Genomic DNA, 26,508 nt, shown 5'->3' on the forward strand with positions numbered 1-26,508 from the left:
ACACTGTAAGCTCTTCCTCAAAACCTGTTGTTTGGTGTTTGTCATCGTTAGACTGGATTTGAGCTTAAGTAGTAAGGATACAAGTTTGGCTGAGGTACATCCGGACAACAATTTTCCCTATCCAATACCAGCACGTTACCAGTCAATAAAGTTACTGGGACAAGGCGGTAGTGGCCTGGTCTATAAGGCCTACGACCAGCGTTTAAAACGCACGGTTGCAATTAAGTTTGCCCGCTCGCCCTCTATTGTCAGCCGACACCGGTTGGTAAATGAAGCGCGTTTGTTATCCAGCGTTGACCACCCTGCTCTTTGCCGGGTGTTTGATGTTGGCGAACCAGAAGTCTCTTCCTCCTCATTGTTTATGGTGCTTGAATACATTGAAGGCAAACCTTTAAGTAAGCAACGCAGCTGCCTGTCTGTCTATGAGGCAGCCAAGGTGGTTAAGTCGCTGACTGACGGAGTTTGTCGCATGCACGAGGCCGGATACGCACACAACGATATTACCGCCCAGAACATTATGATCCGCTCGGCAGACAATACTGAAGACGAGTGCAATAATTCCGCGGTTCTGGTTGATTTGAGTATTGCGGCGCCGAGCTCACCCACCACAATTAAGCGCGATATATATCAACTGGGCGCGTTACTGTTATTGTTATTGACCAACATGAAACCGGAGCAGTTTTTTCTGCACCCAATAACGCACCGCAACCGGCTTCCTGCCGAACTCAGCCGCATAATACAAAAGGCGCTCTCGGCTGAACCAAACGAAGGTTTTCTGCATTGCCGCGAGCTTCAGCAAGAGCTGAATGGCTGGCTCCGTCATTATCAGTTAAGAAAACGCTTCTTTTGGCTGGGAGCTGGTGGCGCCGCCATTTTAGTTATTATTTTTGTTTTGTTCATTTTTCTGCGGGAACAGACAAACCGCCACCTGCTGGACGGCTACTCGATTGAACAGAACCAATACGCGCATGCGCTTGTCTTTGCTCATTATTCACGACATCTTGCCAAAGGCGGCCAGCTTCAACAGGCGGTGGTGCAGGCTGAGTTAGCACTTACCCACTTCGACGACGCTGTAGCAAGCAGTCCGGAGCTGTTGAAGTACCATTCCGAACGCGCTCACTTTGTGCTGAGCTCAGGCAACATTTTTACCCGCTCACAACGCACGACTATGCTGCTTAATGCAATTAACGAACTGGGTAACCCGGATACCTATGAAGAAAAAGCGGCAGCCCATTATTTGCGGGCAGAAATGTATTTAGGTCTTGCTGAACTTAATAGCGAACAGCCACATTTAGTTGAACGATGGAGAGCATCTGCACTAAATTCACTAGAGGCAGCGATCAAGCACCAGCCTGGTGTCGATCGCTACCAGCAATTACGTACTGAAATCGATAAGTCTCAGCCCAGTGCAGGGACGGATTGATCTCTTAAGCGATAAAACTCTTTTACATAGTCATCAAAAGTACCGGCATCCAGTGCGTCACGCATATCACTCATTACTTTTTGATAAAAGCGCAGGTTATGAATGGTATTCAGGCGTGACCCCAGCATCTCGTTAGTGCGATCCAAATGATGTAAGTACGCCCGTGAATAATTTTTACAGGTGTAGCAGTCACAGTTCTCATCTAGCGGAGAGGTGTCCGTACGGTGCACTGCATTACGGATTTTTACTACGCCAGTGCTAATAAATAAGTGACCATTACGTGCATTACGGGTTGGCATAACGCAGTCAAACATATCAATGCCTCGACGCACAGCTTCAACTAAGTCTTCCGGCTTGCCCACACCCATCAAATAGCGAGGTTTTTGCTCAGGCATTTGCGGCGCAGTGTGCTCTAAAATGCGCATCATATCTTCTTTCGGTTCGCCAACCGACAAACCACCAATAGCATAACCGTCGAACCCGATATCGGTCAGGCCTTTCAGAGAAATATCGCGCAACTCTTCGTACATGCCGCCCTGAATAATACCGAACAACGCTGCTTTGCTGTCTCCGTGCTCTTGTTTAGAGCGTTCGGCCCAGCGTAGCGAAAGCTCCATTGAACTGCGCGCTTCGCCCTGAGTGGCCGGGAAAGGCGTACATTCGTCAAATATCATGACAATGTCTGAGCCCAGCTCACGCTGAACCTGCATAGACTTTTCCGGGGTCAGCAGTATTTTCTCGCCGTTAATGGGCGAACGGAAAGTCACACCCTCTTCGGTAATTTTACGAAGCTCACCCAGACTGAATACCTGAAAGCCGCCAGAGTCGGTCAGAATAGGCTTGTCCCAGTTCATAAAGTCGTGCAAGTCACCGTGCTGCTGGATAATTTGCGTACCCGGACGCAGCATTAGGTGAAAGGTATTACCCAGGCAGATTTGTGCGCCGGTGTCTTTTACCTCTTCTGGTGTCATACCTTTTACGGTACCCAGAGTACCTACCGGCATAAACGCTGGCGTTTCCACGGTTCCACGTCCAAACACCATGCGCCCACGACGCGCGCGACCACTGGTTTTGTCTAATTCAAATTTCATTGTCATAAGTATTCACTTCAGTGTATTAAGTTTAGCGCTGTAACAGCATGGCGTCGCCGTAGCTAAAAAAGCGATAGCGCTCTTTAATGGCTTCATTATAAGCATTCATAATTAAATCACGACCAACAAATGCCGAAACCAGCATAATGAGCGTAGACTCGGGCAGGTGAAAGTTGGTTATCATGCTATCGACCACTTTAAATTCATAACCCGGATAAATAAAAATATCGGTGTCATCAAAAAACGGTTCAATGGTTTCGTTAGTTGATGCCTGAGCAGCCGATTCCAGCGAACGAACCGAGGTTGTGCCTACAGCAATAACCCGGCCCCCCGAGGATTTGGTCTGCTTAATGGCATTACAGGTTTCAGCACTGACTTTCGCGTATTCGCTGTGCATAACATGGTCGTTAATGTCTTCCACACGCACCGGCTGGAAGGTTCCGGCGCCTACGTGCAGGGTAACATAGGCGAAGTTCACGCCTTTATCGCGCAGTTGTTGCAGTATTTCGTCGTCAAAATGCAGACCGGCGGTAGGGGCAGCAACGGCACCCGGCTCGCGGTTATAAACGGTTTGGTAACGCTCTTTGTCAGAACTTTCATCCGGACGGTCAATGTACGGTGGTAATGGCATATGCCCGTATTGCTCAAGTAGTTCGAGCACAGTCTCGTCATGTTCAAACTTCAGTTCAAAGAGTGCGTCGTGGCGCGCCAGCATAGTGATTTTTACCTGGCCTTCCAGCAGCAATTCGGCACCCGCTTTGGGTGCGCGGTTAGCGCGGACATGAGCAAGCACGCGATGGTCGTCCAGCAAACGTTCAACCAAAACCTCAACTTTACCACCGGACACTTTTTCGCCCAGCAAACGTGCAGGAATAACCCGGGTATCATTAAATACCAACAAGTCGCCAGCGTTTATCTCATCCACAATATTTTTAAAGTATTTATGCTCAATTCTGTTTTCATTGGCTTTTACCGAGAGCAACCTACTGGCACTGCGTTGCTCCTGCGGATAGCGGGCAATAAGCTCATCGGGTAGCTCAAATGAAAAGTCACTGACTTTTAAAGTAGAATGATTGGTATCTGACATATCCGTGCTGTAATTGCGAGATGTAGTGAAGCGCGGATTTTACTGGAAAGTAGGCAGCCTGTCACTGTTGCAGGCTGCCCGTTTATCGCAAGTTTATGCTACGCCGAAAATTGCTTTTAAAATGTAGAAGAAAATAATCGACATAATAGCACCCGCCGGCAGTGTAACCACCCATGAAATAACGATATTGCGAACAACACCAAGATTCAGAGCGGCAATACCGCGCGCCATGCCGACACCTAACACTGCACCTACCAGAGTTTGCGTGGTTGATATTGGCAATCCGGTACCTGAGGCAAGAACCACGGTTGACGCAGCAGCTAATTCCGCTGCAAAACCACGGCTTGGGGTTAAGTGCGTAATACCGTTACCAATGGTGGCAATAACGCGTTTACCCAGCATAGCAAGACCAGCCACAATACCAACAGCGCCTAAAGGTAATACCCACCAGGCTAATGTCGCTTTACTGCCAATATCACCACCGCTGGTAACTACGCTCACTACAGCGGCCAGCGGCCCGATAGCGTTAGCAACGTCATTTGAACCATGAGCAAAGGCCATAGCACAGGCGGTTACAACCATTAATATCGCAAAGACTTTTTCCACGTTGGTGTAGTGCATGTCTTTGTCGTCTGAAGGGTTAAACTTAAGACGTCCAATTGCCATCTTACCAATAGCAAAGACCAGTACCGCAATACCTAATGCCCACAGGTAACCTTCAATGCTGCCAAGGTTCAGCCCTACGTGCTTAAGACCTTTTTTAATAGTGACCAACGACAGTACAAAGCCCGCTAACCCCATATAATAAGGCACATAGCGCTTAGCCATTGCTAACGGATTAGAACGATCAAAAATGAGCTTCTGTGCACTCATAAATATGAGGTATGCAATGAACCCGGATATAGCCGGAGTGACGACCCAGCTTCCAACGACACCTCCCACTTTCATCCACTGAACCGACTCCATGCTAACGCCAACGGCGGAGAAACCAACAATAGCGCCAATAATGGAGTGAGTGGTTGATACCGGCCACCCCAGATAAGAGGCAATTAAGAGCCAGAACCCGGCAGCTAATAACGCCGAAATCATACCGAACACAAGCAGTTCTGGTTGATTAACGAAGTAGCCGGAATCAATAATGCCTTTTCGAATGGTTGAGGTAACTTCGCCGCCGGCCAAATAGGCACCGGCAAACTCAAAAACCATAGCAATGAGAATTGCTTGTTTTATTGTCAGAGCTTTAGAACCAACCGACGTTCCCATAGCGTTGGCAACGTCATTTGCCCCAATACCCCAGGCCATAAAGAAACCGAAAACCGCGGCCATCCCGATAAGCAGGAGGCTATAGCTAGAAATAATATCCATAAGTCAGACTCCGCTTAGACGCGCGCTAGCATTAGTTCGAAACGTGCACCGACTCGTTCAGCCAGGTCAGCTAAGTCGCCAACCCAGTCGAGAATACGGTATAAGAACATCGCATCTACAGGGTTCATATCGAGCTCGATTTTGCGTAGATCCTGACGCAGTTTAATTTGAAGTTGATCGGTGTCGGCTTCAATGGCATCAAGTTCTATAATGAAGTTATCGACAAGGTCTCGTTCACGGCCTTTAAAGCCGGTTTCCAGCAAGTCATCAAACTCGCCGATGGTTTCGCGGGCTTTATCGGTTGCATCCAGACAACGGTTTAAGTAAGCATCAAAATCTTTAACCAGAGGCTCGGGAATAACCAATTCACGCCCCGTAACCAGACCGGAGATGTCTTTGGCTTTATTGGCAATTTTGTCCTGTTGAGAGACAAGTTCAAGCAAGTCGGCTCGCTCTACAGGCATAAATAAGCCACTGGGGAGGTTCAGACGGATTTTACGCTTCATATCATCCGCGGTTGATTCGTGTTTTACGATGGTTGCACGAGCCACTTCTGCGCTCTTCCAATCCTTCGAATAAACCGCTTTAAAGAAATCTTTAAGCGCATAGGCGCAGCGGTGCACTTCGTCCATGTGCTCAATCATCGGTTTAATAGGGGACTTTGCAAATACCCCAAGAAATGAGTTCACTGACATAACATTATCCGATTTTTTCAGCCGATGTTAGCTGCGGCGAATGTTAGCGAAATCTAAAGGTAAAGGGAACCGTAAGATTTGATTAATTCATCACTCACTGAACGCCCGTTCTATTTGAGTTCGCTGAGTATCCACCTCAGCTTCTACTTGTCTTAACAACTGGTGTGCGTTGTCCATTTCGTTTACTAATTGCTGTAACTGCACTGAGAATCCGTTCACTTTGTCTGTCTGCTGTTCCGCCAACCGGAATGACGTTTTAGCTTCTTCGGTTGAAGCCTGCGCCTGAGCAGAAACCTCATTTGCAGTTTCCACCAGGCGTTCAACGAATTGCTGTTGCGAATGACTTGCTTCGGCAATTTCCTGGTAGCCACTTTCAATAGAAAGCGATGCCTCCGTCAGCTGATTCAGAGAGTCATTAATGCCACCAAGAGAGGACTGTGTTTTCTGCGCCAGCTGCCGGACTTCATCAGCCACCACCGCAAAACCACGGCCCTGCTCACCCGCTCTGGCAGCTTCAATGGCGGCATTCAGCGCCAGCAAATTGGTCTGGTCGGCAATGCCTGAGATAATGGAGAGCGCGTCTTTTACCTCTTTTACCGAGTGATCCAACTCTTCGGCGGAGCGTTTGGCTGTTTCTATGGCTTTTTCATTCAGCTCTGAGGCATCTCTTAATTTAAGAATATGCTGACGGCTCTGTTTCATTGAATCTTGAGTATCCAGTGCATTCTTTTCCAGGGTACGAGTGCACTGATTTAACTCGTCGGTTAACTCACTCAGCTCGGTAATACCGTGAATAGTGACCGATGCAGATGACTGCGTGTTGGCAGAGGATTGCACAATGTGTTGCAGCTCTTGTATTACTCGCTTCAGGGCTTCGTTGACCACAGTCATTTGCTGGGACTTTTCTTCGTCGCGAAGCTGAGTCTGCTCGAGTATGCCGTTAAAGAACCGGGCAATCTCCGCCATCTCGGTGTCTCGATCGGCGTTAGGTAAATAGTTGAGTTCCTGCTTAACCAGTAAAGTTTCCATGGCATTGCGTAAGCTTCGCAGAGGGGTCAGAACCATGCGTTTGAGTAACACAAAGTTCAGTATGGCAAACACCAATAGCACCGCCACCAAAGCCACAAGACTCAGCTTTATCTGCATCAGGCTGGCTTGCTGGTCTTTCAAGAGGCTCTGTTCTACTTTTACGGCCAGCGATTGAATGTTGGCAATGTCATCGGAAATTGAAGCAAAGGCTTCACGTCTCGACTGAATAAGCTGTAATGTAGAGGACAGCTCTTTTGGGTATCGCTGAATTAAGCTGTTCATTTCTGAAATAATTTTCGGACCCAACTCTTTGGCTTCTCTTGGCACAAGCATCATTGACTGGTCGGGAAGCTCTTCTTTTACACCCAGCTTGGGTAACTGCTGCAACCGGGATATTTCTTTTTGCATCGCGCTAAGCACTTGCTCTAATGCCTGCTCCTGCGCTTCCCCGTTGGATAAACGTTCCCGCGTATGCACCAGGTCAGCAATTAATAACACTAAGTCGCTACCGATACTTTGATAACGTTCGGCAGCCGCCGGGTTATTGCTGCTGCCTTTTTGCACGTAGTCAAACAAACGCGACAACTCGTTGAATAGAGACCGCTCGGCATTTACCAGCAGAGCAGCCTCCTGACCAGAAAGTTTACCTATGGCGCGGTAGTCATCAGAAATTCGGCTGCGGATGATATCCAGTTGTTCTTGCATAACCGAAGTGGAGGCTAAATTCAGTGTACCAAGCTGGGCGTTCACCTCATTCACCGAGGCCTCGGCTTGATTCAATAAAAGCGCATTACCCGATTGCAGATAACCACTGAGCTCAGTGACTACTTCAACCATCAGTTTCTCTTTTATCGATGAGTAAATATTCTGCTGCTGTTCAAAATGCTTTAATTGATTATTAGCCCAGATAAGAGCTGACAAAAAAACTAACGACAAACCCAGCAAAGAAAAAGAAGAGACACGACTAAAAGTTGAAACGCGCATAAATAAGCCCAGTTGATATCACGGGGCTAGCTTAAGACGGTTTTGTGACAGCTTAATGAAAAAAGCCGCGGCAATTGCCACGGCTCTGAGGTTTTCTGAGGTATAGCGCTAAGTTTTCTTAGAAAGAATAAACCAGCGTAACAGCTGTTTCAGTATCAAGTTTCTCGATAGTTTCATCAGCAACCTGAGAGTTATGATTTGCTCCCAGTGACACCTTCATAGCCAGCGAACTGTTGATGTTCGCTGAGACTGACAACTCGGCTTTACTCTTCGTATTGTCTTCACCAACTTCAGAAGAAAGTAAGGCGCTGAAACGTGAGTTTTCACTGATTTTCCAGTTTAAGCTACCAGCTACACGCAGAATCATTGAGCCATCGGATTCAACCGGCGGCTCACCTTCAACCTGCACAGGTTTGGTGCGTGAATAACCGGGACCAATTTCATAGTCGGCGTAAATGTCTTGATCATAACGATAACGAGCACCATAACCCGTTGCGACAGTAGCCTGATAGTTAAAACCACTGAATTCATCTTCTTCATAGGAACCGAAGACAAATAATGAATCGCGGCTATCAGGTGCAAACTTATAGTTACTCTGCGCCGAAATGAACATCCGGTCTGCAGTTTCGTTCATTTCACCTGTATCCTGATCTTTCTGCTCCGAGGTGTAATAATCGAATACGCCTTTATGGCGCCAGTTCTGCACGTCCCGCGATGCGGTAAACTTGCCTTTCAGACTTTCTGTTTCAGTGTTACCTGAGGTGTAAAGCAGGCCGAATTCGGCGCTGGCTTCCCACTCTTCTACGGTTTCAGTATCAATGTCGTCAGCATCGTCAAACATAAACGTTTGCGCACTTGCTACAACGGGTAAAAACAAACTAGCGAATAATAAAGAAAGTCGCACACTAACCTCGTATCTGTATCTTTTATAAAGTTCTTAATTACTTAACTATGGCGTCTAATTCGCCGTTTTCGTAACGCTGAAACATTGTTTCTAAATTAATTGGCTTTATTTTACTCGCCATACCCGCACAACCAAAGGCTTCATAGCGCGCGCGACAAATGTCTTCCATCGCTTTAGTTGCCGCGGTAAAGAATTTGCGCGGATCAAAGTTTGACGGATTCTCGGCCAAATGACGACGAATAGCACCCGTTGAAGCCAAACGTAAATCGGTATCAATGTTCACTTTGCGAACGCCGTGTTTGATACCTTCCTGAATTTGTTCAACCGGTACACCATAGGTTTCCGGAATTTCGCCGCCAAATTCGTTAATAATTTTCAGCCATTCCTGCGGTACAGATGATGAGCCATGCATAACTAAGTGTGTACCCGGAATGCGACGATGAATCTCTTTAATGCGGTCAATGGCTAAAATATCGCCTGTTGGCGGACGAGTAAACTTGTAAGCACCGTGTGACGTACCGCAGGCAATTGCCAGCGCGTCAACATTCGTTGCTTTAACAAATTCAGCCGCTTCTTCAGGGTCGGTCAGTAGCTGTTCGTGCGACAACTTGCCTTCGGCGCCAACACCGTCTTCTTCGCCAGCTTCACCGGTTTCCAGTGACCCCAGACAACCCAGTTCACCTTCCACAGAAACACCACAAGCGTGGGCCATTTCTACGGTCTGTCTGGTTACTTTTACATTGTAATCGTACTCTGCAGGCGTTTTGCCATCGTCCAGCAATGAGCCGTCCATCATTACCGAGCTAAAGCCCAGTTGAATAGAACGCTGACATACCGCTGGCGAAGTACCGTGATCCTGATGAACAACCACCGGAATATGAGGCCATTCTTCAACCGCAGCCTGAATTAAGTGGCGCAGGAAAGGTGCTCCGGCGTACTTACGAGCACCAGCTGAGGCCTGCACGATAACCGGGCTGTCAGTGGCATCGGCGGCTTGCATAATTGCGCGCATTTGCTCTAAGTTGTTGACGTTAAACGCCGGTACGCCGTAATCGTGTTCTGCGGCATGGTCTAGTAACTGTCGTAATGACACCAGGGCCATAAAAATACTCCTTAATTAAAAAACTTGTGTTCAGGCGTCTTTAGCCCGTTCTTGTAAAATAGCAACGGCTGGTAATGTTTTACCTTCGAGGAATTCAAGGAACGCCCCGCCACCTGTCGAGATATAACTAATCTTATCAGCGATAGCGTATTGATCAATTGCTGCCAGGGTGTCGCCACCTCCGGCAATAGAGAACGCATCGCTTTGCGCAATCGCTTCGGCTATGGTTTTTGTACCATGCCCAAACTGCTCAAATTCAAAAACACCAACCGGCCCGTTCCAGACAATGGTTCCTGCGTTTTTCAGCATAGACGCTAATTGCTCTGCGGTTTCAGGACCAATATCAAAAATCATATCGTCGTCAGCAACAGCATTCACGGCTTTAGTTTCTGCCTTGGCTTCTGCGCTGAACTCTTTACCTGTTACTACATCGACAGGTAATGGAATGTCGCCGCCTTTAGCTTTTGCCTGCGCCATTAAACGGTTAGCTTCGTCGGTTAAGTCCGCTTCGTAAAGCGACTTACCCACATTATGGCCTGCTGCCGCAACAAAAGTGTTAGCAATACCGCCGCCCACAATTAACTGGTCAACAACAACGGACAAAGACTCTAATACCGTCAGTTTTGTCGATACTTTAGAACCACCGACAATAGCCACTAGCGGGCGCTTCGGATTTTCCAGAGCCTTACCTAAAGCTTCTAATTCACCAGCCAGCAAAGGCCCTGCGCAGGCAACGGGGGCGTATTTAGCCACACCATGAGTGGATGCCTGAGCGCGATGCGCGGTACCAAACGCGTCCATTACATAGACATCACATAAGCTGGCTAATTTTTTAGCAAGCTCGTCGTTATTCTTCTTTTCGCCAACATTAAAGCGGACATTTTCAAAAACTACCAGTTCTCCGGCCTTTAATTCAATACCGTCGAGGTAGTCTTTACATAAGCGCACCGGGCAATCCAGCGCCTCTTGCAAGTAATCAACAACGGGTTGCAACGAAAACTGCTCATCGTACTCACCTTCGGTTGGACGGCCAAGGTGAGACATTACCATGACTTTAGCGCCAGCTTTCAACGCTTGCTGAATGCTGGGCAGTGCGGCTTTTAAACGCGCATCGGATGTCACTTTCCCATTCTTAACCGGAACGTTTAAATCTTCCCGAATCAGTACGCGTTTGTTATTTAAATCCAAATCAGTCATAGCAATGACAGACATGCGATATCCTCTCTAAGCTTAATGTTCTGTTTGTTCAGCCATCGTTTTTGCTGTATCCAGCAACCGGTTCGCAAAACCCCATTCGTTATCACACCAGCATAACAGCTTAACCAGTCGCTTATGACTAACGCGGGTTTGCGTGCCATCAACAATGGATGAATGTGGATCATGGTTAAAATCTATTGAGACTAAAGGCTCTTCGGTGTAATCCAGTATGCCCGCCAGCTGCTGCTCGCTCTGCTCACGTAAAACCTGGTTTATCTGCTCAATAGTGGCGTCGCTGTTTAGCGTAACGCTTAAATCCATAGCGGTCACATTGGTGGTTGGCACGCGCACGGCAATGGCTTCAAAACGGCCTTCTAAGTGCGGCAGTATTCGTTCAATGCCTCGTGCCAGCCGGGTGTCTACAGGAATAATAGAACGTCCGGCGGCGCGGGTTCGTCTTAAATCCGGATGGTATGCATCAATAACCTGCTGGTCGTGCATAGCCGAGTGAATGGTTGTAATCGCACCGGAGTCTATTCCGAAAGCATCGTCCAGTACTTTAATGACCGGTACAATGCAGTTTGTTGTGCAGGAGCCGTTCGATACCACTTTATGGTCAACGGTGAGCTCTTTTTCATTCACACCGTAAATTGCGGTGAAATCAACGTCCGGCTTGCCGGGATGAGAAAACAGCACACGTTTTACGCCTTGTTGCAGATAAAGCTGACCGTCGGCCTGACTGCCAAATACACCGGTACAATCAACAACAAAATCAACCTCATGAGCGCGCCAGTCAATGGCTTCAATCTCAGTCTGGTGAGTTAAAGCAATATCATCTCCGGCAACCGTCAGCGCATCACCCGACTGCGTTACTTTTTCTCCAAAGCGACCGTGGCTTGAGTCGTATTTAAGCAAATGCGCTATCGCTTCCGATGCCGCAGGCTCGTTAATAAGCACTACCTGCACACTGTCACGATAGCCGTTTTCGTACAGCGCGCGCAAAAAGCTTCGGCCAATGCGGCCGAAACCATTAATCGCAATACGAGCCGGTTCGCTCATTTAAGCTCCCAACAAACGTTTAGCGGCAGCCACGGTATTTTCTGTGGTAATGCCAAAGTGTTTGTATAAGTCGCCGGCCGGAGCAGATTCACCAAAGGTTGTCATGCCAACGACTTCACCGTTAAGGCCAACATATTTGTACCAGAAGTCGGCAATACCAGCTTCAACGGCAACTCGACGCGTAACGCTGGATGGCAACACCGACTCTTTGTATTCATTATCCTGAATATCAAACACGTTGGTCGATGGCATAGAAACAACGCGTACGTTATGACCCTGATCAGTCAGTTGCTCAAAGGCGTTAACGGCTAAATCAACTTCAGATCCCGTAGCAATTAGAATAACGTCCGGCTCGCCGTCACAATCTTTCAGCACATAACCACCGCGGGCAATGTTCGTTAACTGGTCGTCATTGCGCTCTTGCTGTTGCATGCCCTGACGGCTGAACACTAACGCCGATGGGGTTTTACTGCTTTGTACTGCGGCTCCCCAGGCTACGGCTGTTTCAACCTGGTCGCACGGACGCCAGCACTGCAGGTTTGGTGTCTGACGTAAGTTAGCCAGTTGCTCGACAGGCTGGTGCGTCGGCCCGTCTTCACCCAAGCCTATAGAGTCGTGAGTGTAAACAAAAATACTGGGCTGCTTCATAAGCGCTGACATACGCACGGCGTTGCGTGCGTATTCCATAAACATTAAAAAGGTAGCGCCGTAGGCTTTAAAGCCGCCGTGTAAAGTCACACCGTTCATAATGGCAGACATACCAAATTCACGAACACCGTAGAACACATAGTTACCACTAGCGTCGTCGGCAGTAATGCCTTTTGCGTCGTTCCATAAGGTTAGGTTAGAACCGGCCAGGTCGGCAGAGCCACCCAACAGCTCAGGTAATTTAGGACCAAACTCATTCAGTACATTCAGTGAGGCTTTACGAGTTGCTACCGCTTCAGGGCTGCTCTGTAACTGCTTCGCGTAGTTATGCACAGTATTCTCAAACCCTTCCGGCAGTTCGCCATTTAAACGGCGCTTCAATTCTTTTGCCAGTTGCGGATACTCCTGCTCATACGCCACCCAGCGCTTATTCCAGGAGGACTCTACCGCTGCACCTTTATCCACCGCAGACCATTTTTGGTATACGTCTGCCGGTACTTCAAAGGCTTGGTGTGGCCAGTTCAGTTGCTTACGCGCAGCAGCAATTTCGTCGTCACCCAGCGGGGCACCATGGCAGCTCTCAGAACCTTGTTTGTTCGGTGCGCCATAGCCAATTACGGTTTTACAGATAATAAGAGTCGGTTTGTCTCCATTCGCACGGGCTTCATCAATCGCACGGGTTATGGCAGCTGAATCGTGTCCATCAACTTTATTAATTACGTGCCAGCCGTAAGACTCAAAACGTTTTGCGGTATCGTCGGTAAACCAGCCTTCCACTTCTCCGTCAATGGAAATGCCGTTGTCATCGTAAAAGGCAATGAGCTTACCTAAGCCTAAAGTGCCGGCCAGAGAGCAAACTTCGTGCGAAATGCCTTCCATCAAACAGCCGTCGCCCAGGAAAGTGTAGGTGTGGTGATCAACAATTTCATGGTTGTCGCGGTTAAATTGCGCAGCCAGTACTTTCTCAGCCAGCGCCATACCTACGGCATTTGCAAGTCCTTGTCCCAGCGGCCCGGTTGTAGTTTCTACACCAGGGGTATAGCCGTATTCAGGGTGACCCGGGGTTTTTGAGTCTAACTGACGGAACTGCTTAATGTCTTCAATGCTCAGGTCATAACCGGACAGGTGCAATAGCGAGTAAATTAGCATTGACCCGTGTCCGTTCGATAACACAAAACGGTCGCGGTCAGCCCAGCTGGGGTTGTGAGGGTTATGTTTTAGGTAGTCACGCCAGAGAACTTCGGCAATATCTGCCATACCCATGGGTGCTCCGGGGTGGCCTGATTTGGCTTTCTGAACCGCATCCATACTAAGCGCACGGATAGCATTGGCGAGATATTGACGTTCTGACATGAAAAACCCCCTGGAAGATGAAGAGCAACTTGCGATGCGCGTATTCTCCACATTTCAGGGGGTACAAGCAAATTTATAGGCAATATTTTGTTTAAATATCAGCCTGTAAATCGGCAGCTTTGTCGGTTTGTTCCCACGGCAAGTTGTCCCGGCCAAAATGCCCGTATGCCGCTGTCTGTTTATAGATTGGGCGTTCCAGGTCAAGCATTTTGATTAATCCGTATGGGCGCAAGTCAAAATGACGACGCACCAGCGCAATTAATTGCTCTTCTGAGTGCTTCGACGTACCGAAGGTATCGATGCTGATAGAGGTTGGCTCTGCCACACCAATAGCGTAAGAAATTTGCAGTTCACAACGTTCAGCCAGACCAGCAGCGACCAGGTTCTTAGCAACATAACGCGCGGCATAAGCTGCACTGCGGTCAACTTTTGACGGGTCTTTACCCGAAAAGGCGCCGCCGCCATGACGAGCCATGCCGCCATAGGTATCAACAATAATCTTACGCCCGGTCAGCCCGCAGTCACCCATAGGCCCGCCGACCACGAAACGACCGGTTGGGTTAATGTGAAACTGTGTGTCTTTTGAAACCCACTGCTCCGGCAATACAGGCTTGATAATTTCTTCCATCACCGCTTCGCGCAGCGTTTCCTGAGTAATATCTTCTCTGTGCTGAGTGGAGAGCACGACGGTATCAATGGCCACCGGCTTACCGTTTTCATAAACGAAGGTCAGCTGACTTTTCGCGTCCGGACGCAACCAGTCCAGTGTACCGTTATTGCGTACTTCCGACTGACGCTGCATAACGCGGTGGGCGTAAGTAATAGGAGCCGGCATTAAAACGGAGGTTTCGTTTGAAGCATAACCAAACATTAAGCCCTGATCACCTGCGCCCTGCTCTTCCGGGTTAGCACGGTCAACGCCCTGATTGATATCACCGCTTTGCTTACCAATAGCGTTTAACACAGCACAGGACGCACCATCAAAGCCCATGTCAGAGTGCCGGTAGCCAATATCTTTTACGGTTTGACGCGCCAAGTCTTCAACATCAACCCAGGCCTTTGTCGAAATTTCACCACCAACCAGTACCATGCCGGTTTTCACGTAGGTTTCACAAGCAACACGGGCTTTAGGATCTTTTGCTAAAATTGCATCTAAAACTGCATCGGATATCTGGTCGGCAATTTTGTCCGGATGCCCTTCGGACACTGACTCTGAGGTAAACAGGTGACGTGACATATGCCCACTATTCCTTAATTTTAATGAAATCGTTTAATACTGGTTGCATAATGTAACCGATCACTCTGTTTTTTTCTACTTCTGGACGTCTAAAAGTCCGAATAAGGCTGACGACATGCGAGTACCGCGGATTTATCACCCCGCCTCTATAAGCTTACAAACTGAAACCGAATTGAGTCCGGATGCTTTCCAGCACCTGATCAAAGTATTGCGTTTGAACGTAGGTGATAGCATTGTTTTATTTAACGGTGACGGTCAGAACTACGAGGCGAAAATTACCTCAGTTCAAAAAAAATCCGCGCAATTTGTTGCAACCAACAGTCAGGCTAACGCATCTGAGTCATCGGTCAATGTTCATTTAGCACAAGTTGTTTCGCGCGGTGACCGTATGGACTTTGTACTGCAAAAGTCGGTAGAACTGGGGGTAACCGAAATTACCCCGCTGTTCAGTGAGCGCTGCGGTGTTAAATTAAGTGGCGACAGGCTGGAGAAGAAACAGCTGCAATGGCAGAAAATTGTCCATTCTGCCTGCGAGCAATGTGGCCGTAGCGTGGTTCCACAAGTGAATCCAGCACAGCAACTCACTGGCTTTATTGAAAGCGACTTCGAAGGGTTGCGCCTAACGTTAGACCCAACCGCCACCCAGCCGTTGTCGTCATTTCAGCAGGCCGAGAAGGGAATACAATTATTGATTGGTCCAGAGGGCGGATTCACTGATACTGAAGTCAGTGCCGCCGAGCAACAAGGGTTTAAACCCATGCGTTTAGGACCAAGAATACTACGAACAGAGACCGCCGCGCTTTCAGCGCTAACCGCCGTGCAGTACCAGTTTGGCGACTTAAGCTAAAGGAGTTTACATGAAGAAGTTAGCTATGGTGATGGATCCTATCGCCACCGTTAAGACCGAAAAAGACACCAGTTTTCGTTTATTGCTGGAAGCTCAGGCGCGTGGTTATCAGTGTTTTTATCTGGAAATGGGCGACTTAGTTATTGATAACGGTCAGCCAATGGCCTTTGCACGGGAAGTTCGCGTTCAAGATCAAAAAACGGACTTTTACAGCCTAAGCGACAGTGAATACCGGCCGCTTGAAGATTTTGACGTCATTATGATGCGTAAAGATCCACCGTTTGACAGCGAGTTTTTATACGCCACGCAAATTCTGGAACTGGCCGAGCAACGCGGTAGCCTGGTGGTGAATAAACCGCAGAGCCTGCGTGACTGCAACGAAAAACTCTTTACCTCGTGGTTCGCGGATTCTATTGCCGACACTCTGGTGAGTTCCAGAGCGGATGTCATTAAAGCTTTCCATAAAAAGCATGGTGAGGTGATTTTAAAACCGCTGGACGGTATGGGTGGCGCTTCAATTTTCAAAGTCGGTGCCGATGGCAGTAACTTAGGCGTTATTATTGAAACTCTGACCGAAAAGGGCCAGCGCTACGCCATGGTACAAAAGTACTTGCCAGAGATTAAAGACGGCGACAAGCGCATTTTAATTATTGATGGTGAGCCTGTGCCTTATTCTTTAGCACGTATTCCCAGCGCCGGGGAAACTCGCGGCAACCTGGCAGCCGGTGGCAGCGGGCGCGCTCAGCCTTTGTCGGACAGTGACTGGGCTCTGGCTCGTAAAGTCGCACCGGAATTGAAAAAACGTGGGCTCATTATTGTTGGACTGGACGTTATTGGTGACCGCATTACAGAAATTAATGTGACCAGCCCAACCTGTATGCGCGAAATTGAAAACGCCTATGACATTAATATTGCTGAGTTGGTCTTTAAAGCCATAGAAGAAAAGCTGAATTGAAATTCAACTATGCGCCCCCATGTTATCAGTAAAGATTATCGTTAAGGAGTCGGTGAATCGATGAACAGTTTGCAGAACCATTTATTGATAGCAACACCTATGCTGAACGATCCAATGTTTAAACGGACCGTGACCTACATCTGCGAGCACAATGAAGAAGGCGCTATGGGCTTAGTTATTAATCAGCCTGCCGATTTAAGCGTGACCTCGCTACTGGATAAACTGGAAATTGTTTACCCGGAAAATAACCAGCACTTACAGGGCAACGTTTACCAGGGCGGACCTGTAGGCCGTGAACGTGGCTTTGTGATCCACCCTCCACAGGACAATTGGCGCGCCAGCCAGAAGATGAGTGACGATATTATGGTGACCACCTCGCGTGATATTCTGGAAGCGCTTGGCTCATCTGCTGCGCCACCTCAGTTTCTTCTGACTTTAGGCTACGCAGGCTGGGAAGCCGGACAACTGGAAGAGGAGCTGGGGGAAAATTCCTGGCTGGCTATTCCGGCAGACCCGGAGCTGCTATTCAATACTCCACCTTCCGAGCGTTGGCAAAAAGCCACCGAGCAACTGGGGTTTGACGTGTGGCAACTGGGGCCGGATGTAGGACACGCATGAGCACAGTAATAGGCTTTGATTTTGGCACCAAAAGTATTGGCGTTGCGGTGGGCCAGACCATAACAGCAACCGCATCGCCCTTAGCAGCTCTTAAAGCCAAAGAAGGCATTCCCGACTGGCAACTGATTGAGAAACTGTTTGCCGAATGGCAACCCGAACAGTTAGTGGTGGGTCTGCCCTTAAATATGGATGGCACCGAACAGCCGCTAACTCAAAGAGCTAAAAAATTTGGTAACCGGTTACGTGGACGCTTCGGTTTACCCGTGGCATTTCAGGACGAACGGCTGACTTCGACCTCGGCACGAGAAAGCCTGTTTGCTGAAGGTGGTTTTCGTAAACTGAAAAAAGGTGCGGTTGATAGTCAGGCTGCATTAATTATTGTTGAAGATTTTATGAACGGTTATTTGCCAAAAAGCGATAATTCGTTATAGTGTCGTCAGTAATAAGTTAAAGCGATAGGAGCTGGCCTTGTTTGGTAATGAAGAACCCTATTCAGTAACCGGTAACACCATTTTACTGAAAGACGAAAATAAAAAACTGCTTTTAATTACTGGTCCTCGTTACCAAAACATATTGGTTTCGCGCGGCTCTGTAGAATTAACGGACATGTCGGCTGAGCGTCGCCCGGGTTTCCGGATTGTGACTCTGCAGGAAGTCTTTAAAAAAGATAAAACCTACTTTTTTGTTCGTGCCGGTGGCGTCGAGTATCAAGTTGACCTTAAATTCGAAGACAGTCCTATTACAGAAATGAAGTTCTAGAAATTAACGGGAGTAGCCAGAATGACACATAAACTCTGTGCTGTTGTCTGGTTACTCTTTGTCATCCCCTCTGTCGCCTACAGCCAAAACTTTTTCCAGCTTAATGAAACCGATAACGAACAACTCGTTTTTTCTTACCAGTGGCGCGATTTCGATGACCGTCAACAGTCATTCAGTTTCCAGGTTGATAAAAAAGAGTTCCTACAGCCACTAAAACGTTACCGCGGGTTTAATCGTGAACGCAGTCAGCGTGAACTGGCACATCAACTCAACCGTTATATAAAGCAACAGCAATGGCAAGGCATTCAGGCTCGTTTAACCCCGCGCCAGCAGTCCGTTGAGTTAGTTACGGCAAACGCCAGAACAGCACAAAAGCAGCAACAGTTTAACGACTACAAAAGGCGTTTACGTGACTACTACCATGAGCGTTGGGACAACTATCTGAATGCAAACTTCTACCGTCAGTTGACCCTGCCTCCCGGAGAGCAAGGTATTATTCCCGACCATCCTGCGATAGCCAATGAAGTTACTCCAACTCTAAGGCCGTTAATACAGGCTATTGGTGAACAGCTGGGTACGAATACTCAACGAAATTACATCAACTATGTCGCCAGTTTTATTCAGCAAATACCCTACAACGACTTAAACAACAAACTGGATAGCCGGGGTGATGGTTTTGTCCCTCCGAACCAGCTGCTTTATTACAATCAGGGGGACTGCGACAGCAAAGTCACCTTAATGACCTCGGTTATAACGCAAATTATCGAAACGCCAAAAATGGCGATTATTTATTTACCTGAGCACGCAGTTTTTGGCATTGCTATTAGCAGGCAACCCGGGGATACGGCAGTTAAACACCAAGGGAATAACTACGTGCTGGTTGATGTAACTGGCCCCGCGGCAATGCCGATGGGCCAGGTTAGCGAAAAGACTAAATTTCAGATAGAAACTCAGCAGTACACAGTGGTACCACTCAACTGACTACAAGTGCTCTTCCGCAAATTTTGCGAGTGGACTACGCACTACGCCGTTTAAGTTGATGGTGGCGCTGCCCGGATAGTCTTTAAACCGCTCAACGATGTAAGTCAGCCCCGAGGTTACCGCGGTTACCCCATTCTTGATATGTTACCAGCACCCCATTCTTTACTCATCGTTATTTTCATGTCACCATGCAGTATAGCCTGAGGGAATAGCATGATAACTAAAAGCTCGACTAAGATTATTACGACCGAAGTAAATTTAGGAAAAATACCCTTTTTCTTAACTAATGAAACAAACGATCTCTCTGAGCTCGAAACTCCTCCGCATGGTCTGCGAGCATTGAGTTATCACACCGACCAAATTATTGAGGATTTTCCTCTCATATCCTGCCCAGATAGAATAAAAGAATGCATGGAGTTTAATCTATTTATTGCGGATCGAAAAACTGGCGCATTTTCAATCAAAAAAAATAGATATTCGCAAAACGAGCAGTATGTATGGAGTCAAGGATATCTTGGAGCTAAGAAAGGTTCAGGGCTGAAAACTAAAAGCCTAATGCCAATTGCAAAAGATTTACGTCGATTCTTAGACTGGATGATAGACGAAAATATCACCTACGAAGAAATTATTGCGGTACCAATAGATTATGATCCGAATAGCATAATGGAAGCTGAAGAACTACTTCCTGTTTGGAGATTTCAACAACACCTCACTGATCTTGTTGAAAGACAAAAGTTATCATTCGAATTAGCAGATCGAGTTCTTCAAAATGTGAGAACATTTTATTTGTGGAGTTACAGAAGAGGTGAGAGTAACGCACTACCGTTCTCACACAAAATAAAGAATATAAGGGTGACTCGAAGCGAGAATGCTGATGCAGTTTTCGCTATGCCGGGCACTAGAGCAGCGAACAAAAGAGCACTGCGGTCATATGTAAGCAATTTACGTATCCCGAAAACCGCTATCCAAAAAGATAAAACCCCAAAAAAGAAACTAATGGCTTACTCTGGAGCCGAGCTAAAACTGCTGATAGGTACAAGTCTTTATGCTCACCGTACATATGGATTATTCATCAAGTGTGGCTTATTCGCCGGGCTACGAGCTTTCGAAGTAGTACAAATCAATCATGATGAAATAATCAGCCCATCAGAAAAACGAGTCTCCTTTTCACTTTCATTGCTTCGTAAATTTAGCAAACCAATAAACCTCAGGATTTCTCCAAAGCTCATGGAGGAGTTGTGGAACTACACTCAAGACAAAGAGTATTTGAGACGGCGCGAGTTACATGAACGCAGATACGGAGCCAACAGTTCAGAGCACCCTCTCCCTCTTTTTCTAAACAAGAGTGGAGAGCGGATGTCAGAAAACAGTGTTAAAAATTCGATAGCTAAAGTCCGGCTTGAGCTTAAAGAATTAGGCCTGCCAATAATTGAAAGAACATTTCACGATCTCAGAGCTACATTTGCCACACTCTGGGCTATTGCTCTAATTCGAAAAGATTATGAGCCCAGCGAAATTAAAGCCAAGCTAACGCTTCTTCTCTCACATGAGAACTTTCACACAGTTCAAAGGTACCTCGATTTTGCGACAGAGGGACGTGTAGGCTATCACGGCGCAATGGACCCTTGGGTGGTGGACATTTATCAAGAGGTTGCAGCAAGAGCTGACAAGTCGGGGCAAAATAATGATTCCTGATAGAAGCTTAAAGCTTGTAAAGCAGTTTGAGACCCTTTCAAAGCCCCTTGGTCAAAATGTACTAAGAATTTTAGAGGAGTCCTGCAAACCCTCAGATAAAAGACGCTGCGCGGGACATGACGTAACCGAAGAAAGATTGAAAGATCTTCTTAAGTACATAGAGCAAGCTACTAGCTCATTTAACAGCATTCATTTTCTACGGTTTGTCGAAACAGGATTCGATTTACTTAAGGATAAAATTGAATGGGCTAGAGTTGAAAAAGAGCTCTACGAAGTTGAAGCAGTTCAAGTATATACACGCCGTAAGGGCTCAATCCTTGCCTCGTTAATACATTTAGCTAAAACATATTTTGATGACCCGTCCCTGAGTTCTCCCTCCCGAGTTCGCTCATCAACATCAGACCTCTCGATAGATATATCGAAACTATACATATATTCCGCCGAGACGGTCGTAGATTGTAGTGATTTGTTTCTTAACGTATTGAAAAAACCTAATGGCTACAATAAATATAAATCAGGAGTGCACTGGATTTCACAAGCTTTGGTCAACGCTAAAGGCGATGAAGCTTTAAAAAGAGCCTTTGAGAAAAAGAAGACTGTTGTGGACATTATCGATGATGACACTACATTTGAAATGCTCAAATCAAAGATCCCCTCAGATAATCACAGCAGAATTATTAAGTTTCGCAGTGCTCACAACCCCCAATTACACGGGCTTGAGTCAAAATCAGCTAAAAAGTCCTCTCATGTGTTAAAGGCAGGTAATATCAAACGTGGAGCTGTTTGGATATATGAACTGTCGCCCGTTTGGTTCATACAATGCCAAGAATATGTGAACGAAGTACACAAAACACGAGGCAAAACGGCGGCCTTGAGTGCCATAACCCGTTTAACGAAGTTAGGTAGCGCGATTTATGATCACAAAAATAAATTACCTGACTTGAAAGACTTCAAAAGCGAAGGTGTTTTAGCGTTTTATAAAAATGGTCATTCTCTAGCAAAAAGCGTCTACCAAATCAAAGAAAAAAGAGTAGCTGACACGCTAGGAGAGCTTATAGCCGTACATAACTACGTTTACGGGAGTGATTGGAAAATAACTAGCCTATTAAACTTAGTCGTAAAATTTGACAACGAATCGAGTGACGACTCTGAAAATCATATAGTGCTAGACCCATTGCTTGATAAATTTCCACATCTTGCCCAATCAATTTTCGATTTCGCACAGTATGAACTAAACCGTATTGATGGGGATAAGAACTCAAGGAACACTGTTTTCAGCCAAGTTTCAATATTAAAAAACATTTTTAAAAATCATTTAGGCACACTCCGCAAGGCAGAAGTTAAACCTCTACAAGAGCATGGCGTAGAAGGTTTAGCGATGAATGATTGTCGCCTAATAAAGAAGATCAGGTTTATTATTAGAGATAAATATCAGACTGGTGAGTTTACGCTACAAACTGCGCGTTTTTCACAGTCAGTACTAAGTTTGTTTTGCGACCATTTCAACCTTCCAAAGGTAAAGTCCTACAGTATTTCCAAAACTAAGAGAAAAGCTAACGAAGACAAAAACAAAGCTTCCGATTACTATTCGTTAAGAGATGTTGCTTCTCTTGCCTATTCAATAGAAGTAGGGTTACTAGATAACAGCCTATCGAGCAAAGATGAGCTCTTCCTCAGACTTGGTAGAGTTTTACTAAAGACTGGCTGGAACCTAGATCCAGTGTTGATGCTAGAGATTGACGACTTGTTGAAATTAGATGCACCAATAATTGGCAAAACTACGAATTTTGTTAGATTGTTCAAGAAGAGAGCTGGTTATAAAACTCAATTTTATGAATTCAATATCGATGAAAAGGGAATTGAAAAAGAAGGGCTAGTTTTCGGAAAAGAGGTGACTAATGCTCTATCTGACCTTGAATATATCAGAGACAAAATCTCCGCTCGAATCCGTCCATCACTCAAAGAGAATAGTAAGCTAAAATATCGTTTATCGCTTTACCGGGCCTCAAATGGACGCATTTATAGTCCATCATTTAACAACTTTAACTCGCAAATTAATCAGATTTTACGCAAGTACGAATGTTCTATATCGTTCAATGTCCAAAGAATTCGTAAAGGCGGTCTCAATTACGTATATAAGAGCTACGCAAAAAAGTTCAAGAAGTACTACGAAGCTGGTCAGCATTCTCTGAGTGTTTTTCTTGATGTTTATCTTCGAGATGATGGGCTAGAGTCTGAGGAAACTATTTCTTCTGCCACATCTATCATGGCTGACTACTTTACCGGTCGGCCTCTAGCAGAAGAGATCATCATCGTTACCGACATTCCTCCTGAGAGTAAACAAACACCTAGCGGACGGTGCGTTTCCACAGGAAATGATGAAGAAGCTGAAGCGTTCATGAAACTACGCCGCAGATTAAATCGAGAATCGGGCAGTGACAACTCTCAGTGTGGTGACTTCAACGCATGCCTATTTTGTCGCCACTATCGGCTTGTTGCGGATGCAGAGCACGTTTGGCGTCTATTGTCTTACCAGAGCTACGTGGTCGGTGAAATGGAAAGAGGAATTAGTGATTATGAGAGCTCTACTGATCAATCAGAGTATATCAATCTGTTGAATAAGCGGGTTGAAAAGATACTAGCCGATGTTGAAGAAATAAATAGCGCGGCAGTAAGAGATGGAGAGTATGAATTTAAGACCAAGGGTTGTCACAAGGATTGGGCCTTTTTCGCTAGTTTTGGGAGTGAGTCGTGAAGATTTTTGACCTGATAGAACACATATCTGTAGCTGACGAAACTGGCCTTTTGAGAATAAAGCCACTTAACGAAATTGATTACAAAAAAATTGCTTCGACAAACATCTACGAATCCGAAAGCGTCCACCAAAACAGTCATAAGAAAACCAAATTTAACGATGACGTATGGCGGATATCGGGCAATAAGTCTATGAACTTTTCTGATTTACAAGGCGCACTGAAATATGAAGTAAAAGCTGCCTTTTTAATCGCGAACTACTGTGGTGTTTTTGAGGGTGGGAGAGGTATAAAATTTCAATCCGCAAAAATACAAACTTCACACTTAATAAAATTCGCGAAAACATTGCAGAAAGCAGGAGTTAATTCACTCCTTATGTTCGACTCACTTAGCGGGTTGATAAAGAGAAACTATATTATTAAATTCATAGAAATCAATTTTATCGCTCGTGGAACTTACACTTTCGAAAGTTTTCAACGTCGATTCTTTGAAGAAAAGCTGAACTATGGCTTATTTTCAAATGATACGGTTTCAATTTTCCAGGAAGAGTTTTTCAGACATAACCTATCATCTGAAGCTCAAGATTCGGTGCTATCCCATCCAGTTGTTCCATCTGGAGTATTGCAAAGAGCAATTCAAGAGTGTGACAAAAAGATATCAGGCGCGAAAAACCTTATTTCTGATTGGGAACTTGCAAATAAGGGTTTTACAAAAGCAATAAGACAGATGAATGGAGGCATAGGTAAACACAATACTGTATCAAGTATTACGAAAGGCCTTACTTCGCAAACCACCGACCCACTCAGGATTGGATTTAAAGCACTGGATAACCTTAAGTTATCCGTACTAATGTACCTACTTACATTCACAGGTATGCGGAAGGAAGAAGCTCTCTCATGCACCATCGGTTGTGCTGAATATAAAGACAGTAAATATTATATTGAAGCTACTTTGAGCAAGACTGATGATACAAAGATCAAAATGAAATGGGTGACAAATAAGGATACCTACGACGCAATTAAGTTACTTGAGCGTTATGTAATCGGCATGCACGACAGAGCAAGAGCTATCTTGAACAACCCTAACCTTAGTATTACGTCAAAATTAAAACATCAGCTATCCCATGGTTTAGTTAAAAAGCATATATTCGGTGTAGCTGATACCCTTAAAACCGTTAGGTTTACAAACGCTGCGTTAGGGATCAATTCTGACTATGATAGTAGCGTGTTTGGAAATAAAGACTCGAAGTTCTCTCTACAACTATACAAGTACCAACTGACTGAAAAAGATATCGATCAACTAGAATCGCTAGGTTGCAATTACAAAGCGGTTAGAGGACGCTCAAAAGGAGAAAGTTATGTTGTGGGAGATACTTTTAGAATCACACCGCATATGCTCCGCCACACTTTTGCGTGGTTCATTATAGCCAATAGGCTTGGTCAACTGGACGATATAAAACATCAGTTTAAGCATTTAGCAAGCTCAATGACAATGGTTTATGCGTTCAGGGGGTATGACAGCACTGATGAAATGATCGACTTGTTCGAAGATTTTGAGGAGCTCTTGGTTGACAATATAGCCTACGAAATAGCATCACAAGCAACTAACGGCACGCTGAAAGGAGAAGGAGGGAAACGCCTAAACGACGGTGCCAGAAACCTTGTCTTCAATGTTACTGCTTCTAATGGGTCTCAAACGGAAAGAACTATCAAGCAAATACACTTTAGTAGCTTAGAAGCGTACAAGGCATTTTTAGTCCAGAACTTGAAAAATATCCGGGGGCTTCCTCATGGATATTGTACTGGTGGTTCTGAATGTAAATTAAAAAATGTCGGCATTCCAAGTGGTTGTGTTTATTGCCCTAATTACATTGTTTCCGAAAAGCAACGGATACATTGGCAAGCTATGAAAAATTTTGCCGATGACAAACTACTCATTTACAAGCAGTTATCTGATGAACAACAAACAGAATACTCTTTGATGGCCGAGGCGTGGAGAGATACCAGCAACGCTGCCTTAATAATTCTAAAAAATTCAGCGCCTGATAACGCTGAGGAGAGTTCAGCATGAGCCCCAAAGACGAAAAATCTGGTCAAGAACTTATGATGGACGCGTTAAACGAGTTGATCGCAACTCCCAACGCAAAAATTAATAGAAATATAGTCGCTAAGCGGGCTCGTTTGAGTCATACCTTACTTAGAAAGAAGTCATATAGCGATGTTGAAAAGAGAATAATCAAGGCTGAGAAATTAAGAGCCATTGAAATGGAAGATAGAAGCAAAGACCAGCGGATAAAGCAGCTCGAAAATATGTTAGTGGCTGCTAATATCAAGTTAAAGAAGTTGACCGAACGCTCACAAGCACCATCATCAAAAACCATAAAAAAAATAGAAGGTGACTTAGTAGCTCAGCTTTTAGAGATGTATAGGTATAACGATCTATTGAGGGCTAGGTTGGCGGAAAAGCATGGCGAAAGTATAGACAAAGAGACAGGCGAGGTTATACATATCAACCGGATCAAACGACGTTAGGTCAGGGGAAACTGGACTTCCCATACTTTGCTAGACACTTGTGAAAGTTACAATTTCTCGCAAACCTATCGAGCGTCTATTTATGATGTAATCTTCCCCTAGGGCGCACGTGCTACACTTCATCACTGGATAAGAGAGTGTATTAGGTTTACATGCCCCTAGAAGTGACAGCGCATGACACTGTATACTGTTAG

Annotated in this window: 22 protein-coding genes; 11 read left to right on the forward strand and 11 right to left on the reverse strand. The window is 45.9% G+C overall.

Annotated features, from left to right (window positions below):
• Window positions 1-85: 85 nt before the first annotated feature.
• Entirely contained in the window at window positions 86-1,423 is a 1,338-nt protein-coding gene (locus NJR55_RS07195) for a serine/threonine protein kinase (RefSeq protein WP_253619141.1), read from the forward strand.
• Here the strand turns inward: NJR55_RS07195 and tgt are convergent.
• The 11 genes from tgt to metK form a co-directional block, all read right to left on the reverse strand.
• Window positions 1,399-2,514, reverse strand: coding sequence for a tRNA guanosine(34) transglycosylase Tgt (gene tgt, locus NJR55_RS07200; RefSeq protein WP_253619143.1), 1,116 nt, complete (start codon window positions 2,512-2,514; stop codon window positions 1,399-1,401). The genes NJR55_RS07195 and tgt overlap by 25 nt on opposite strands.
• Window positions 2,515-2,545: 31 nt before the next feature.
• Window positions 2,546-3,601, reverse strand: a complete 1,056-nt coding sequence (gene queA, locus NJR55_RS07205; RefSeq protein WP_253619145.1) for a tRNA preQ1(34) S-adenosylmethionine ribosyltransferase-isomerase QueA — start codon at window positions 3,599-3,601, stop codon at window positions 2,546-2,548.
• Window positions 3,602-3,694: 93 nt separating this feature from the next.
• Window positions 3,695-4,966: an inorganic phosphate transporter gene (locus NJR55_RS07210; protein WP_253619147.1), complete on the reverse strand. Its 1,272-nt coding sequence runs from the start codon at window positions 4,964-4,966 to the stop codon at window positions 3,695-3,697.
• Window positions 4,967-4,980: 14 nt separating this feature from the next.
• Complete coding sequence (locus NJR55_RS07215; protein ID WP_253619148.1) at window positions 4,981-5,661, reverse strand: TIGR00153 family protein; 681 nt, start codon at window positions 5,659-5,661, stop codon at window positions 4,981-4,983.
• Window positions 5,662-5,751: 90 nt separating this feature from the next.
• Window positions 5,752-7,674 (reverse strand): methyl-accepting chemotaxis protein, encoded by a 1,923-nt coding sequence (locus NJR55_RS07220; protein ID WP_253619150.1) that lies wholly within the window; start codon window positions 7,672-7,674, stop codon window positions 5,752-5,754.
• Window positions 7,675-7,792: 118 nt separating this feature from the next.
• Entirely contained in the window at window positions 7,793-8,515 is a 723-nt protein-coding gene (locus NJR55_RS07225) for a DUF481 domain-containing protein (RefSeq protein ID WP_253619152.1), read from the reverse strand.
• Between the two features lie 100 nt (window positions 8,516-8,615).
• Complete coding sequence (gene fba / locus NJR55_RS07230; RefSeq protein WP_034822116.1) at window positions 8,616-9,680, reverse strand: class II fructose-bisphosphate aldolase; 1,065 nt, start codon at window positions 9,678-9,680, stop codon at window positions 8,616-8,618.
• Window positions 9,681-9,710: 30 nt separating this feature from the next.
• Window positions 9,711-10,892, reverse strand: a complete 1,182-nt coding sequence (locus tag NJR55_RS07235; protein ID WP_253619154.1) for a phosphoglycerate kinase — start codon at window positions 10,890-10,892, stop codon at window positions 9,711-9,713.
• Between the two features lie 18 nt (window positions 10,893-10,910).
• Window positions 10,911-11,936, reverse strand: a complete 1,026-nt coding sequence (gene epd, locus NJR55_RS07240) for an erythrose-4-phosphate dehydrogenase (RefSeq protein WP_253619157.1) — start codon at window positions 11,934-11,936, stop codon at window positions 10,911-10,913.
• Window positions 11,937-13,937 carry a transketolase gene (gene tkt, locus NJR55_RS07245; RefSeq protein ID WP_253619159.1) on the reverse strand — a complete coding sequence of 667 codons (2,001 nt, stop codon included), beginning with the start codon at window positions 13,935-13,937 and terminating at the stop codon, window positions 11,937-11,939. It abuts the gene before it with no gap.
• Window positions 13,938-14,028: 91 nt separating this feature from the next.
• Window positions 14,029-15,174, reverse strand: coding sequence for a methionine adenosyltransferase (gene metK, locus NJR55_RS07250; RefSeq protein WP_011235442.1), 1,146 nt, complete (start codon window positions 15,172-15,174; stop codon window positions 14,029-14,031).
• A 115-nt stretch (window positions 15,175-15,289) separates the two neighbouring features.
• Here metK and NJR55_RS07255 point away from each other — a divergent pair, with 115 nt between their 5' ends.
• The 10 genes from NJR55_RS07255 to NJR55_RS07300 all read left to right on the forward strand — a co-directional run bounded on the left by NJR55_RS07255 (window position 15,290) and on the right by NJR55_RS07300 (window position 26,314).
• A complete protein-coding gene (locus tag NJR55_RS07255) occupies window positions 15,290-16,021 on the forward strand; it encodes a 16S rRNA (uracil(1498)-N(3))-methyltransferase (protein WP_253619160.1) in 732 nt (243 codons plus the stop codon).
• Between the two features lie 10 nt (window positions 16,022-16,031).
• Window positions 16,032-16,976 (forward strand): glutathione synthase, encoded by a 945-nt coding sequence (gene gshB, locus NJR55_RS07260; RefSeq protein WP_110014378.1) that lies wholly within the window; start codon window positions 16,032-16,034, stop codon window positions 16,974-16,976.
• A 60-nt stretch (window positions 16,977-17,036) separates the two neighbouring features.
• Window positions 17,037-17,594, forward strand: coding sequence for a YqgE/AlgH family protein (locus NJR55_RS07265; protein ID WP_253619162.1), 558 nt, complete (start codon window positions 17,037-17,039; stop codon window positions 17,592-17,594).
• Window positions 17,591-18,025, forward strand: a complete 435-nt coding sequence (gene ruvX / locus NJR55_RS07270; RefSeq protein ID WP_253619164.1) for a Holliday junction resolvase RuvX — start codon at window positions 17,591-17,593, stop codon at window positions 18,023-18,025. The genes NJR55_RS07265 and ruvX overlap by 4 nt, the downstream gene beginning before the upstream one ends.
• Before the next feature lie 37 nt (window positions 18,026-18,062).
• Window positions 18,063-18,353, forward strand: coding sequence for a hypothetical protein (locus NJR55_RS07275; RefSeq protein WP_034822093.1), 291 nt, complete (start codon window positions 18,063-18,065; stop codon window positions 18,351-18,353).
• Between the two features lie 21 nt (window positions 18,354-18,374).
• A complete protein-coding gene (locus NJR55_RS07280; RefSeq protein ID WP_253619166.1) occupies window positions 18,375-19,334 on the forward strand; it encodes a hypothetical protein in 960 nt (319 codons plus the stop codon).
• A gap of 213 nt (window positions 19,335-19,547) precedes the next feature.
• Window positions 19,548-21,029, forward strand: coding sequence for a site-specific integrase (locus NJR55_RS07285; protein ID WP_253619168.1), 1,482 nt, complete (start codon window positions 19,548-19,550; stop codon window positions 21,027-21,029).
• On the forward strand, window positions 21,019-23,784 hold the full coding sequence (locus tag NJR55_RS07290) for a hypothetical protein (protein ID WP_253619169.1): 2,766 nt from the start codon (window positions 21,019-21,021) through the stop codon (window positions 23,782-23,784). The genes NJR55_RS07285 and NJR55_RS07290 overlap by 11 nt, the downstream gene beginning before the upstream one ends.
• Complete coding sequence (locus NJR55_RS07295) at window positions 23,781-25,853, forward strand: site-specific integrase (RefSeq protein WP_253619171.1); 2,073 nt, start codon at window positions 23,781-23,783, stop codon at window positions 25,851-25,853. The genes NJR55_RS07290 and NJR55_RS07295 overlap by 4 nt, the downstream gene beginning before the upstream one ends.
• Complete coding sequence (locus NJR55_RS07300; protein WP_253619173.1) at window positions 25,850-26,314, forward strand: hypothetical protein; 465 nt, start codon at window positions 25,850-25,852, stop codon at window positions 26,312-26,314. The genes NJR55_RS07295 and NJR55_RS07300 overlap by 4 nt, the downstream gene beginning before the upstream one ends.
• The last annotated feature ends 194 nt before the right edge of the window (window positions 26,315-26,508 follow it).

The organism is Idiomarina rhizosphaerae, from assembly GCF_024159085.1.
GTDB classification, from domain to species: Bacteria; Pseudomonadota; Gammaproteobacteria; order Enterobacterales; family Alteromonadaceae; genus Idiomarina; species Idiomarina rhizosphaerae.

What these genes read in the sequence shown, in the direction of transcription:
- epd (WP_253619157.1), bottom strand. Translation starts at nt 11,936, where the DNA reads ATGAGCGAACCGGCTCGTATTGCGATTAATGGTTTCGGCCGCATTGGC.
- ruvX (WP_253619164.1), top strand. Translation starts at nt 17,591, where the DNA reads ATGAGCACAGTAATAGGCTTTGATTTTGGCACCAAAAGTATTGGCGTT.
- NJR55_RS07210 (WP_253619147.1), bottom strand. Translation starts at nt 4,966, where the DNA reads ATGGATATTATTTCTAGCTATAGCCTCCTGCTTATCGGGATGGCCGCG.
- tkt (WP_253619159.1), bottom strand. Translation starts at nt 13,937, where the DNA reads ATGTCAGAACGTCAATATCTCGCCAATGCTATCCGTGCGCTTAGTATG.
- NJR55_RS07300 (WP_253619173.1), top strand. Translation starts at nt 25,850, where the DNA reads ATGAGCCCCAAAGACGAAAAATCTGGTCAAGAACTTATGATGGACGCG.
- tgt (WP_253619143.1), bottom strand. Translation starts at nt 2,514, where the DNA reads ATGAAATTTGAATTAGACAAAACCAGTGGTCGCGCGCGTCGTGGGCGC.
- fba (WP_034822116.1), bottom strand. Translation starts at nt 9,680, where the DNA reads ATGGCCCTGGTGTCATTACGACAGTTACTAGACCATGCCGCAGAACAC.
- NJR55_RS07220 (WP_253619150.1), bottom strand. Translation starts at nt 7,674, where the DNA reads ATGCGCGTTTCAACTTTTAGTCGTGTCTCTTCTTTTTCTTTGCTGGGT.
- NJR55_RS07225 (WP_253619152.1), bottom strand. Translation starts at nt 8,515, where the DNA reads ATGTTTGACGATGCTGACGACATTGATACTGAAACCGTAGAAGAGTGG.
- NJR55_RS07215 (WP_253619148.1), bottom strand. Translation starts at nt 5,661, where the DNA reads ATGTCAGTGAACTCATTTCTTGGGGTATTTGCAAAGTCCCCTATTAAA.
- NJR55_RS07280 (WP_253619166.1), top strand. Translation starts at nt 18,375, where the DNA reads ATGACACATAAACTCTGTGCTGTTGTCTGGTTACTCTTTGTCATCCCC.
- queA (WP_253619145.1), bottom strand. Translation starts at nt 3,601, where the DNA reads ATGTCAGATACCAATCATTCTACTTTAAAAGTCAGTGACTTTTCATTT.
- metK (WP_011235442.1), bottom strand. Translation starts at nt 15,174, where the DNA reads ATGTCACGTCACCTGTTTACCTCAGAGTCAGTGTCCGAAGGGCATCCG.
- NJR55_RS07285 (WP_253619168.1), top strand. Translation starts at nt 19,548, where the DNA reads ATGATAACTAAAAGCTCGACTAAGATTATTACGACCGAAGTAAATTTA.
- gshB (WP_110014378.1), top strand. Translation starts at nt 16,032, where the DNA reads ATGAAGAAGTTAGCTATGGTGATGGATCCTATCGCCACCGTTAAGACC.
- NJR55_RS07290 (WP_253619169.1), top strand. Translation starts at nt 21,019, where the DNA reads ATGATTCCTGATAGAAGCTTAAAGCTTGTAAAGCAGTTTGAGACCCTT.
- NJR55_RS07255 (WP_253619160.1), top strand. Translation starts at nt 15,290, where the DNA reads ATGCGAGTACCGCGGATTTATCACCCCGCCTCTATAAGCTTACAAACT.
- NJR55_RS07265 (WP_253619162.1), top strand. Translation starts at nt 17,037, where the DNA reads ATGAACAGTTTGCAGAACCATTTATTGATAGCAACACCTATGCTGAAC.
- NJR55_RS07235 (WP_253619154.1), bottom strand. Translation starts at nt 10,892, where the DNA reads ATGTCTGTCATTGCTATGACTGATTTGGATTTAAATAACAAACGCGTA.